The sequence below is a fragment of the Bifidobacterium ramosum genome (genome assembly GCF_009299505.1).
GTDB classification, from domain to species: domain Bacteria; phylum Actinomycetota; class Actinomycetes; order Actinomycetales; family Bifidobacteriaceae; genus Bifidobacterium; species Bifidobacterium ramosum.
Map to the genome: position 1 here is coordinate 77,039 of NZ_WBSM01000010.1, position 12,255 is coordinate 89,293.

Here is a 12,255-nt window from a genome sequence, read left to right on the forward strand (position 1 = left end):
GAGGTGACGGTGAATCGGTTCGGCGGCATCTGCGTGAGAACCTCGTCGTGGTGTTACGTAGATGTCACCGAGCCGATTCACCGGCGCACGAAGACGGTGCGCCGAGAGTCCATATGATCAAGGGAGAATAGGCAATGAGTCGAAACAACGTTACCAAGCGGGCCATGGCCGCCATCGCGGCCGTCGGCGCCATGTCGATGATGCTGGCGGGCTGCGGTTCCAACGGCGCCGGCGAGCAGACCAAGGACGGCAAGCCGCTGGTCAAGGTCATGTTTCAGAACGCGACCAACCAGGACGTCAAGACCATGGCCTGGACGAAGGACCTCGAGAAGGCGTGCGGCTGCACGATCGAGTGGTCGCAGGTCTCGGATACGCAGTGGGCGCAGCAGAAGTCCGCGACCCTGTCCGCCGGCAACCCGGCCGACGTGACGATCCGCGGCTACCATCCGTCGGATGCGCAGAAGTACCAGTTCTTCGAGGACCTGTCGGACGATCTCGACAAGATGCCGAACGTCGAGAAGTTCTTCAAGGAGCAGCCAGTCGCGCAGGGCATGGTCACCACGCCGGACGGCAAGATGTACACGCTGCCGCGTTATCAGGGCAAGCTGTACAAGGCGTCCGGCCAGCACCTGTTCATCAACAAGACCTGGCTCGACAAGCTCGGTCTGCAGGTGCCGAAGACCTGGGACGAGCTGTTCAAGGTGATGGACGCGTTCAAGACGCAGGATCCGAACGGCAACGGCCAAGCCGACGAGATCCCGTACGCGATGCGCAACCTCGACATGACCGGCTTCGGCTGGTGGAGCCCGTTCCTGTTCCTCAACTCGACCGGCATCGCCACGCAGTTCAACAACAGCCCGTCGCGATTCGGCTTCTACGTCAAGGACGGCAAGGTCAAGAACTTCATGATCGAACAGGAATACCGCGACGTGATCGACTTCCTGCATGAGATGATCGAGAAGGGCTACAGCCCGAAGGATTCGCTGACGCAGGACTCGTCCAAGTACTACGCGTCGCTGACCGGTTCGTCGGACGGCAAGACCGCCACCGTGGGTCTCGCGATCACCAACACGGCCTCCGCGTTCGGTGATCTGGCCGACGAATACGAGGCGATCGAATGGCCGGCCTCCAAGTCCGGCGTGACCGCCAAGGCCGACTTCTCGCAGGATGCCGGCGCGTTCGACGACTACGGCGTGGCCGTGTCCGCCGACGCCCCGAACAAGGACGCGATCTTCAAGCTCATCAACGCCCTGTACGATGGCTCCACGAACTCCATCACGCAGCGCTACGGCACCATCGGCGACTGGATCACCAAGGACTCCGACACCGAGTACACCATCAATCCGAAGCTGTGGAAGCTGGGCGCCAACGATAAGCAGCCTGCGTTCATGGACCGCTTCGCCGGCTGGATCCCGGATTCCGTCACCATCAAGGGCGACACCTCCGCCGAGCAGCTCAAGGAGGCCGACGACGTGTACGCCGACCAGCTCAAGGCCGTGGGCGACGACTACTTCCCGGTGTCGATCGTGCCGAGCGACGAGGACTCCACCACGCTGTCGAACGACAACGCGAACATCATGGGCGCCGCGCTTGTGCAGTCCGCGAAGTGGATCCAGGACGGCGGCCTGACCGACGACGCTTGGAACTCCTACGTCGAGGGCCTCAAGGGCATGAACATCGAGCAGGACGCCCAGCTATGGCAGAAGTGGCTCGACGAAGCCAACAAGAAAGACTGATTCGTTTCCTCCTTCCTTTCCTCAAGGTTCCCCTTCCGTTCGCGGGAGGGGAACCTCCTTCCGTGTCTGCGCGTGCGTGCGTCGGGGCGTCGGGGTGCCGCGGCGTTGCGCCGCCGCGCTCGGCCGCCCGGCTCAGTCCTTCTCGTCCCAGCTTTCGGCCATATGGTCCGGATCGGTGAAATGCTGCCGGTACTCGCGCGGCGACATGGCGATGATCCGCCGGAACGCCTTCGAGAACGCGGTGACGTTGCGATACCCGCAGTCCTCGGCGATCTGCCGGATCGGCTCGCGCGTGGTGCGCAGCAGCTCGCACGCCTGATACAGCTTCGCCTTGGTGATGAACAGCTGCGGCGTGGTGTGCTGGAAGTCCTGGAACAGCGTGTACAGATACGCCCGGCTGATGAACAGCGCGTCCGCCACGTCGCTCACGCGCAGCGGCTCGCCCATATGGTCCTGAATGTACTGCACGGCCTGCGTGATGTACGCGTTCGCCTTCGGATCGACGTTCAGCTCGGCCGTGGACGACGTCTCGACCAGCGTGCCGAGAAAATCGTCCATCAGCCCGACGAGCCGCAGATTGGTCGACAACGATCGTTCGGAACAGTCCAGCATGCGCGTGACGATGTCGTGCAACGTGTCCGGACTGCTGACGTCGGCCAGCGGCCGCGTCGTGGTCAGGCCGCAGTGTTCCGTGATGCGCGGGACGTCGTCGCCGCGGAAGTTGACCCAATCGGTCGTGCAGATGTCGTCGGCGTCGCTGTAGTACAACAGGGGAGTGTCGGCCGGCAGATACACACACTGCCCGGCATGCACGGGAAAGCTCAGTTCGCCGATGCGGTAGTGCGCACGGCCTTCGGTGATGAGATGGATCGCGTCATGGTTGCGTATGATCGGACCGTACCGCGCCTTGGCATCGTGCTCGCGTCCCGCGCCGACGAAGGCGATGCGCAATGGCTGCGCGGGATGTTCAAGCGTGCGTTTCATACGGTCTCATCGTAGTGCGTCGGTGCGGTGCGTCGTGGCGGAAAACGCTCGCTGAGACGTGTCTCAGCGAGCGTTTTCCGCCACTCGAGGATGGCTGTGGCGGTTTTCGTTCGCTAGGCGGTCCGCCAGCGAGCGAAAACCGCCACGAGGAAGAGAGGATGGCCGGGTGAGGTGGGACGAAGCGGTGCGTCTCAGCGTACCTCGGTGGATTCGCGCGGAGTGAGCGTGTAGCCGACGGTGATGGTGGTCGGGTCCGGGCGCTTGCCGGCCGGGGCCTCGATCTGCTGGCGCAGGTTCATCACGGCGAGCGAGGCGAGCTGGTTCATATCCACGCTGATCGTGGTGAGCGAGGGCACGGTGAACTCGCCCGAGGTCACGCCGTCGAAGCCAATCACCTTCACGTCGTCCGGCACGCGCAGACCGAGGTCGGCAAGGCCTCGGATCGTGCCGATCGCGGAGGAGTCATTGAGACAGAACAGGCCGTCGAACGGCAATCCGTCGCGGCCGCGCTCGCGGATCGCCTCGCGCGCGTACGTCTCGTTCATGCCCTTGAGCGGGATCACGACCGATTCGTCGTAGGCGAGGCCGAGGTTGATGAGCGCCGACTTGGCGCCCATGAGACGCAGCTTGCGCGTGCTGGGCGCAGACAGCAGTTCGTTCTTGTCGATGAACGGCGGGCCGACGATGCCGATGCGGCGGCAGCCCTGCGCGGCGAGGTGCTGCACGGCGGCGCGTGCGCCTTCCTCGTTGGGGAACATGATCGCGGAGACGAGCGTCTTCTCCTCGTAGGTGTCGATGAACAGCGCCGGCCGGCCGTGCTTGATCGAGTCGACCAGTTCGCCGGTCAGGCCGGAGGCGTGGATGATCACGCCGTCGGCGAGCGTGCCGGAGAACAGCGAGTTCGACAGCGCGGTGGTCGCGTTGTCCGGCTGGTACTTGGTCTCCTGCAGGAACGGCACCATGCCCTGATCGACGATCGCGTTCGACAGCGCGTCGATGAGCTTCGAATAGAACGGGATGTCGTATTCGTTGACGATGACTTGGATGATGCCGCTGCGGCCCGATTTGAGCATGCTGGCCGACGCGTTGGCCGTGTAGCCCATCTCCTTGGCGAGGGCTTGGATGCGATCGCGTGTGGCGTCGCTGATGCCGGGCGCGTTGCGCATGGCCTTGGATGCGGTCATGGCCGATACGCCGGCTGCTGCGGCTACATCTTTCAGCGTGACGGCGGCTCGTTTCATGATGCTCCTTTGGCATACCTTGTATGGAACTTCTCTATCGTAACCCAACGTTAGGTTAACGATCTCTGTTGTTTACCGATAATCATATAGATAATTCCAGCATTTCGTCAAATACGCGATTTGATCAGTATGCGACACGCCGAAAGTTAACCGTAAACTATGGTTCTTGCCAAAATTTGCAATCGAGAAAACCATTGGAATATAAGCGATTTATGGGATTTTTCCCAGCTCTCTCACGGTTTTTCCCTGCATGATTTGCCAAACGTTAATCTATGCCTTATATTGGTTAGCGTTAACCCCACGACGAGGTGAACCGATAATTGAGTTGTTGTCCGGTACGGTTTTCTTCCTTTTCCTTCCGCGCCGGGCGGGGACTCAGTCGCATCGGTGCGCGATGAACGCGCACAAGAAAGGAAACAAGATGTCGAACAAAGGTGTGGCGAAGAAGGCCATGGCTGCCATCGCGGCCGTAGGCGCCATGTCCATGATTCTGGCGGGCTGCGGTTCCGATTCCGCCGACAAGAAGCAGGTCGACAAGGACGGCAAGCCGCTGGTCAAGGTCATGTTCCAGAACGCGACCAACCAGGACGTCAAGACCATGACGTGGACCAAGGACCTCGAGAAGGCGTGCGGCTGCACGATCGAATGGTCCCAGGTCTCCGACGCCCAGTGGACGCAGCAGAAGTCCGCGACCCTGTCCGCCGGCAACCCGGCCGACGTCACCATCCGCGGCTACCACCCGGCCGACGCCCAGAAGTACCAGTTCTTCGAGGACCTCTCCGACGATCTCGACAAGATGCCGAACGTCGAGGCGTTCTTCAAGGAGCAGCCGATGGCCAAGGGCATGGTCACCACCCCTGACGGCAAGATCTACACCCTGCCGCGTTACTCCGGCAAGAACTACAAGACCTCCGGCCAGCACCTGTTCATCAACAAGACCTGGCTCGACAAGCTCGGCCTGCAGGTGCCGAAGACCTGGGACGAGCTGTTCAAGGTGATGGACGCGTTCAAGACGCAGGACCCGAACGGCAACGGCCAGGCCGACGAGATCCCGTACGCGATGCGCAACATGGGCTCCGACATCGGCTGGTGGTCCCCGCTGCTGTTCCTGAACTCCACCGGCATCTCCACGCAGTTCAACAACTCCCCGTCCCGCTTCGGCGCGTACGTCGAGAACGGCAAGGTCAAGAACTACCTGGTCTCCGACCAGCTTCGCGAGACCGTCGAGTTCCTGCACACGATGATCGAGAAGGGCTACAGCCCGAAGGATTCGCTGACTCAGGACTCGTCCAAGTACTACGCGTCGCTGACCGGTTCGTCGGACGGCAAGACCGCCACCGTGGGCCTCGCGATCACCAACGAGCCGAACGCCTTTGGCGCCGACCTGCGCGACCAGTACGAGGCGATCGAATGGCCGGCCTCCGCCGATGGCGTGACCGCGGCCGCCGATCACTCGCAGGATGAGGGCGCGTTCGAGGACTACGGCGTGGCCGTGTCCGCCGACGCCCCGAACAAGGACGCGATCTACAAGCTCATCAACGCCATGTACGACGGCAAGGACAACTCCATCCAGCAGCGTTTCGGTGCCTTCGGCGAATGGGTCACCAAGGACGGAGACAACACCTACACCGTGAACTCCAAGTTCTTCAACCTCGGCGCCAACGACAAGAGCCCGGCGTTCGCCGACCGCTTCGCCGGCTGGATTCCGGACTCCGTCACCATCAACGGTGACGAGGCCGCCGCCCGTCTGAAGAAGGCCGATGACGTGTACGCCAAGGCTCTCGAAGCCGTCGGCAAGGACTACTTCCCGATCACGCTCCTGCCGTCCGACGCCGACTCCACCACGCTGTCGAACAACTCCGCCACCTACCTGACCGCCGCCATGCCGCAGATCGCTAAGTTCATCCAGAACGGCGGCGCCGATGACGACGCGACCTGGGACGCCTACGTCAAGGGTCTCCAGCCGCTGGGTCTCGACGAGAACAACCAGCTGTGGCAGAAGTGGTACGAGGACGCCTGGAAGAAGATCGACGAGTGATCGACTCGTCACGATCGCTCTGATCTGACTCCATCCCAACCCTTGTCATTTCGACCGAGCGAAGCGAGCGGAGAAATCTGATCGGGCCGCACGCTCGCCAAGATTTCTCGACTCGCTTCGCTCGCTCGAAATGACATTATCCATCCCTAGCAAACCAACCCATCTCCAAAGAGGAACAATGGTACAGAACACAGGCACGGGCGCGAGCGCAGTCTCGCAGACCGTCGACGCGGGCAACGCGGTTTCCGCGCCGGTTGTTGACAATATTGCGGCCCGCAAGCATCAGCCGCTTCCGGTGCGTATCGGACGTCATCTCAAGCTGTATTGGCAGCTGTGGACCTTCGTCCTGCCGGCCATGATCTTCGTGGCCCTCTTCGCATACGTCCCGATGTACGGCCTGCTGTTGGCCTTCAAGGACTATGATCCTCGCAAGGGCCTCATCGGCGGCAAGTTCGTCGGCCTCAAATACTTCAACCAGTTCTTCCAGAACCCCCAGTTCGGCACGATCCTGCGCAACACGATCAACATCGCCGTGCAGACCGTCGCCTTTGGCTTCGTCTTCCCGATCATCCTGGCGCTGCTCATCAACCAGATCCATTCGATGAAGATCAAGTCCTTCGTGCAGACCATCACCTACATGCCACACTTCATCTCCACGGTCGTCATGGTCTCGCTCATCAACATCTTCCTGTCGCCGGACACCGGCATGATCGGCCGCTTCTTCGGCGAACAGAGCCTCTTGGCCTACCCGCAGTTCTTCGCCCCGATCTACTGGATCACCGAAGTCTGGCAGCACTGCGGCTGGAACTGCATCATCTACCTCGCCGCGCTCTCCGCAGTCGATACGTCGCTGTACGAAGCCGCCAAGATTGACGGCGCCGGCCGACTCCAGCTCATCTGGTCCGTCGACCTGCCGACCATCCTGCCGACCTGCGTGATCATGCTGATCCTGAACATGGGCGGCATCCTGAACGTCGGCTTCGACAAGACCTTCCTGATGCAGAACGCACTGAACCTGCCCGGTTCCGAAGTGCTTTCGACCTTCATCTACAAGATGGGTATCATCAACGGCCAGATCTCGCTGTCCACGGCCGCAACCCTGTTCAATACGCTGATCAACTTCTTCTTCCTGGTGCTGACCAACTTCATCTCGAAGAAGTTCTCGGATACGAGCATCTTCTAAGGAGCGGGTGAATATCATGGCACAAGCAACTGCAACCCCCACCGGCGTCGCGCCGAAGACTTCCGCCGACGAGATTCCGTGGAACCCGAAGGTCACGCAGCAGCGTACCGTCGGCGACTGGATCGTCGACATCGTGATCTGGACGATCCTGACCCTCGTCGTGCTCGCGGTGCTCTACCCGATCTGGTTCGTGATCATCGCGTCGTTCTCCGACCAGACGCTCGTCGCATCCGGCAAGGTGACGCTGTGGCCGCTCGGCTTCAACGTCAAGGGCTACGAGATGGTGTTCTCCGACGACCGTGTGTGGCAGGGCTACCTGAACACGATCATCTACTCCGTGGTCGGCACCGCGCTCAACGTGGCCGTGACCATCCCTGCCGCGTTCGCGCTGAGCCGCCGCGAGTTCGCCCCGCGCCGCATCATCATGTTCTTCTTCACGTTCACGATGTTCTTCGCGGGCGGCATGATCCCGAACTACCTGCTGTTCCGTTCCCTCGGCCTGCTCGACACCATGTGGGTGTTCATCCTGCCGAGCGCGGTCAACGTGTTCAACCTGATCGTCGCGCGTTCGTTCTTCGAATCCTCGATCCCGGAGGAGCTGCACGAGGCCGCCCAGCTGGACGGCGAGTCGTACTACGGCTTCTTCTTCAAGATCGTCATCCCGCTGTCCGCCGCGATTATGGCCGTGATCATGCTGTACTACTTCGTGCAGCACTGGAACGACTTCGGCACGGGCCTCGTGTACATCCAGGACACGCACAAGCAGCCGTTGCAGAACGTGCTGCGCGACATCCTGCTCGCGAACTCGACCCAGACCGGCAACGCCACCATGAGCGCCGGCCAGCAGCAGCTCTTCGCCGACCAGATCAAGTACGGCATCATCCTGATCTCCACTATCCCGCTCCTCATCCTCTACCCCTTCCTCCAGAAGTACTTCAACAAGGGTGTTATGGTCGGTGCCGTGAAGGGCTGATCTTCGATCAGCCCTTCAGGAAAGCGCAGTGCGCTTTCCGACGGCACCGAGCGTAGGGCTGCGGCAATACAGGTCGCAGCCCGGAGCCAGCATTGAGCCTCGCCGCAGGCGAGTCCGTAATTGCAGGCCGAGCCGTTAAGCGGACAGTCCAGTGGACTGTCTGTAGGCGAGGAGCGAGCGATAGCGAGCCGGCATAATGTCACACGCAGTGTGTCCTTAATTGCAGGTCCGAAGGCGGAGTGGTCAAGGGCTGCAAAGCCGGCGGAGCATCCAGACGCTATCGCTCGAAAAATCCGAGTCTGCATCGCACCTCACACACTTGCCGGGCACACTCCAGAACAGAAGATATTCTCTCCTTCCGCTTCCGTTCCGGCCGCGTGCCCGGCTTTTTCATGTCTTCATACGTTGCTCGAGGGGTCGTTCTGACCCAGCGTGGCGGTTTTCGCTCGCCGACAGACCTGTCGGCGAGCGAAAACCGCCACGCGGACCCCACCAGAGCGAGCATGCATCCACTACTGATGCATCCACACTGTGCACAGTGAAAGGAACCAACCATGGCAACCACACGATTGCCGCAACCTCAGGCCCCGGCCGATCCGTACGGCTACCTGATGGTCCACTTCATCGAAGATCCGAACTCCTACGCCGAGCGCATCTATCTCGACATCTCCGAAGGCGACGATCCGGAACGCTGGCATCCGCTCAACGGCGGCAACCCCATCCTCACGTCCCCGCTCGGCACGACCGGCGTGCGCGACCCGTACCTGACCCGTAATCCGGAAACCGGCCGCGTGTACATCATCGCCACCGACCTGCGTGTCTTCGACGGCTCCGGCCGCGGCTCCGCTCCGGGCAGCCCGTGGTACGGCTTCTCGCATCACGGCAGCACGAACCTGATCATCTGGTACTCCGACGATCTCGTGCACTGGAGCGAACCGCACGCGCTTGACGTGTCCCGTCGCACCGACGGCACGCATGCGCAGCTCGGCATGGCGTGGGCTCCGGAAGCGTTGTGGGTCGCGGACTATTATCCGGAAGGTTCGGAAGCCGAACACGGTGGCTCGCGCGGCGCGTTCGTGCTGTACTGGTCGAGCAAGCTGTTCGCCGACGACGATCCCGAACACAAGGACGACGCCGTCTACGACCGTGTCCTGTGGGGCGCGACGAGCGACTTCACCGACGCGACGTACGAATACGGCGGCATCTTCATCGACAAGCACCGTCCGACGATCGACACGACCATGCTGCAGCGCGCGCTGCCCGACGGCACGATCCGCACGTACCGCGCGACCAAGGCGAACGGCGAGTCGACCGTCGAGCCGGCCGAGGTCAAGCGCGGCATCTGGCTCGACGCGACCGATGCGCCGCGCTGGTGGGAGCCGGGAACCGAATGGCGCATCGTGCAGGAGGAGATCGGCACCGAATGGATTCCGAACCGTGACCCGGCCGGTGTGGAGGGCCCGGCGCTGTTCGCGTCGCACTCGGACGACCGCGCGTACCTGTACGTGGATGTGATCCCGTCGATCGGCTACCGTCCGATGGTCACCACCGATCCTGATCGCGGCTTCGACTATCTGCGTTCCGACGACTTCTCCATGCGTCCGCACACCAAGCACGGCGGCGTGTTCTCGCTGAGCCGAGCCGAATACGACCGCTTGCGCGCGGCCGACGGTACACTTGGGCAGTAGCAATGCAGTGAGCGCATGGGTCTGGCGGGGTTGAGGCTCCGCCAGATTCGTATTCGGAACATAAAGGAGTCTTCCATGCAGCGGTTCGCAGTCGGGTACGAGTTCGTGTGCCGCATCATCATGATGCTGATGGTGTGCCAGGTCGCGTTTATCGTGCACACGGTCATGGGTCTGGTCGTCGGCGGGTTCTTCCCGTCGATCGCCGCGCTGTACACGACGTTCCGCACCTGGCTGCTCGACGTGAACGACCGTTCGTGGACGATCAAGCAGAGCTGGGTCACGTTCCATCGCGCGTGGAAGACCGAACTGGCCGGCGCGAACGCGTTCGGCTGGCCGCAGTTCATCGTCTGGGCGCTGCTGATCTGGGACTACTACCTCGTGAACTGGAACGACATGGGGCGCATCGGCTACGCAGTGTCCGGCGTGCTGCTGGTTATCAACGTGCTGTACGGCCTGTTCGTGCTCGTCTCGTGGGCGATCCGCGCGAACTTCGACGAGAAGCCGATGTGGGTGGTGCGTACGTCGATCTCGATGGTGATCGCGCGCCCGTGGTGCTCGCTCATGGTCACGGTGCTGTTCTGCGCGACCGTGTGGGCGTACTACACGTGGCCGGGGCTGGGCGTGGCGCTCGGCATCACCGTGCCGGTGTTCGCCGCGATGATGTGCATTTATTCGTACGGCCGTGTGCCCGGTATGGACGTGCATGTGCTCGAGCCGGTCGAGGAGAAGAAGCGCAAGAAGCAGCAGGAGCGCGAGCAACAGGGTAAATAGGCGCCGCTGGGTGTCGGAACGGTGCTTTCTCGAAACTGAGAGGCAGATTTTCGTTCAGGGCGAGGTCTTTCTGCAAACTGAGAGGCAGCGATCACGGACGCGGCCTCGCTTCTGCGGCCTGTTTTCGTGTGATATGAGGCGAATACGCCGGAGACGTGCCTCTCGGTTTTGAGAAAGACCCTTGCGCGAGCGGAAATCTGCCTCTCAGTTTTAAGAAAGCACCGGTGATCTGGAAAGTATGCGTGGTCGGCTGGTCTTCGCGTTCCTATACTGGTGATTGTTAGCGCTAACGGGGTGTCGTTCGTCATTGTCACCCACATTGATATCACGGAGGAATCATGACGCAACCATACGAAGCGTACGTCTGGGCGTACTTCACCGGCGACACCGGCGGCAATGAACAGGTCAGCCTCGCCGTCTCGCGCGGCAACGACGCACTCAACTGGCAGACCCTCAACGGCGGCCGACCGCTGTTCACCTCGACGTTCGGCACGCGCGGCCTGCGCGACCCGTTCATCATGCGCTCGCACGACGGCAATCGCTTCTACATCATCGCCACCGATCTGAATGTCGCCGCGCTCCACGGCAACTTCCGCGAGGCGCAGTGCCGCGGATCGCGGTACCTCGAGATCTGGGAATCCGACGACCTCGTGCACTGGGGCGAGCAGCGGCACGTGCTCGTCTCCGCGCCGGACGCCGGCAACACGTGGGCGCCGGAGGCGTACTGGGTGCCCGGACTCGGCGAGTACGCGGTGTACTGGTCATCGAATCTGTACCCTGCTGCGGCTGAGGGTTCGGCCGCGTCGTTCGATCCGTCCGCGAAACCCGATCCCGCGCACATGACCGACGAGGAGATCGCCGCCGCGCAGGCTGCGCGCGCACTGCCGTCCTACGGACGCATGATGATCGCGACGACCAAGGACTTCCGCACGTTCTCCCGGCCCCGCGTGTGGATGGACGTGTGCCGCGGCAACGGCCACGACGGATTCGGGCTGATCGATGCGACCGTCGCGCGCGACGGCGACTGGTGGTACCGATTCGTCAAGGACGAACGATACATGACCGTGCGCGAGGAACGATCGCATGACCTCATGGCGTCGGTTGCGGGCGATGCGTTGCCGGGGGAGCAGGGCGCGGCCGGCGGCTCATGGCAGCTGGTGCGCGAAAACGTCGGCGTCGGTCTGCCGAACGGCGAGGTCGGCGAGGACGGCAGACCGAAACCGTTCACGCGTGGCGAGGGGCCATGCATCTTCCGCGCGAACGACGGCGACGTGAACGGCTACCGCTGGTTCCTGTTCATTGATCAGCCGCGCTACCACGACGGTCCAAACCACTACATCGGCTTCGCCACGCAGGACCTGGCCGACCCTGACGGGTGGACGCCGGTCAGCGGCAAGCTGCGCGAGGGCATCCCGACCAACGCCGACGGCGGCAAGCCGCGTCACGGCACGGTGATGCCCATCACCGCCGCCGAACGCGACCGTCTGCTCGCCGCATTCGGCGTCTGATCGCCTTCCTTCCCTCCCTAACGGACATACAGCCGATTACAGTACCCGTATCGGCTGTATGTCCGTTGGGGAAATGTGCCGGCAGAGTTTTTCAGGACGTTTCTATTCGTTTATGCTCTTCTCTCTAACGGAC

Annotated in this window: 9 protein-coding genes; 7 read left to right on the forward strand and 2 right to left on the reverse strand. The window is 62.1% G+C overall.

Annotated features, from left to right (window positions below; translation table 11 throughout):
- The first annotated feature begins 134 nt into the window (after positions 1-134).
- On the forward strand, positions 135-1,736 hold the full coding sequence (locus tag DSM100688_RS09210) for an extracellular solute-binding protein (protein WP_152358803.1): 1,602 nt from the start codon (positions 135-137) through the stop codon (positions 1,734-1,736).
- 132 nt (positions 1,737-1,868) lie between these two features.
- On the opposite strand, the gene DSM100688_RS09215 is transcribed toward DSM100688_RS09210, so the two are convergent.
- Together DSM100688_RS09215 and DSM100688_RS09220 are read right to left on the reverse strand one after the other, a co-directional pair.
- A complete protein-coding gene (locus DSM100688_RS09215) occupies positions 1,869-2,720 on the reverse strand; it encodes a helix-turn-helix transcriptional regulator (RefSeq protein WP_152358804.1) in 852 nt (283 codons plus the stop codon).
- 191 nt (positions 2,721-2,911) lie between these two features.
- On the reverse strand, positions 2,912-3,961 hold the full coding sequence (locus DSM100688_RS09220; RefSeq protein WP_152358805.1) for a LacI family DNA-binding transcriptional regulator: 1,050 nt from the start codon (positions 3,959-3,961) through the stop codon (positions 2,912-2,914).
- Between the two features lie 421 nt (positions 3,962-4,382).
- Here DSM100688_RS09220 and DSM100688_RS09225 point away from each other — a divergent pair, with 421 nt between their 5' ends.
- The 6 genes from DSM100688_RS09225 (at position 4,383) to DSM100688_RS09250 (ending at position 12,122) form a co-directional block, all read left to right on the forward strand.
- On the forward strand, positions 4,383-5,999 hold the full coding sequence (locus DSM100688_RS09225; protein WP_163146876.1) for a type 2 periplasmic-binding domain-containing protein: 1,617 nt from the start codon (positions 4,383-4,385) through the stop codon (positions 5,997-5,999).
- Between the two features lie 178 nt (positions 6,000-6,177).
- Positions 6,178-7,182 carry an ABC transporter permease gene (locus tag DSM100688_RS09230; RefSeq protein WP_152358807.1) on the forward strand — a complete coding sequence of 335 codons (1,005 nt, stop codon included), beginning with the start codon at positions 6,178-6,180 and terminating at the stop codon, positions 7,180-7,182.
- A gap of 16 nt (positions 7,183-7,198) precedes the next feature.
- Positions 7,199-8,155, forward strand: coding sequence for a carbohydrate ABC transporter permease (locus tag DSM100688_RS09235; RefSeq protein ID WP_152358808.1), 957 nt, complete (start codon positions 7,199-7,201; stop codon positions 8,153-8,155).
- A 554-nt stretch (positions 8,156-8,709) separates the two neighbouring features.
- Positions 8,710-9,843 (forward strand): glycoside hydrolase family 43 protein, encoded by a 1,134-nt coding sequence (locus tag DSM100688_RS09240; protein ID WP_152358809.1) that lies wholly within the window; start codon positions 8,710-8,712, stop codon positions 9,841-9,843.
- A gap of 75 nt (positions 9,844-9,918) precedes the next feature.
- Positions 9,919-10,614 (forward strand): YesL family protein, encoded by a 696-nt coding sequence (locus tag DSM100688_RS09245; RefSeq protein ID WP_152358810.1) that lies wholly within the window; start codon positions 9,919-9,921, stop codon positions 10,612-10,614.
- 338 nt (positions 10,615-10,952) lie between these two features.
- Complete coding sequence (locus DSM100688_RS09250) at positions 10,953-12,122, forward strand: glycoside hydrolase family 43 protein (RefSeq protein ID WP_152358811.1); 1,170 nt, start codon at positions 10,953-10,955, stop codon at positions 12,120-12,122.
- The last annotated feature ends 133 nt before the right edge of the window (positions 12,123-12,255 follow it).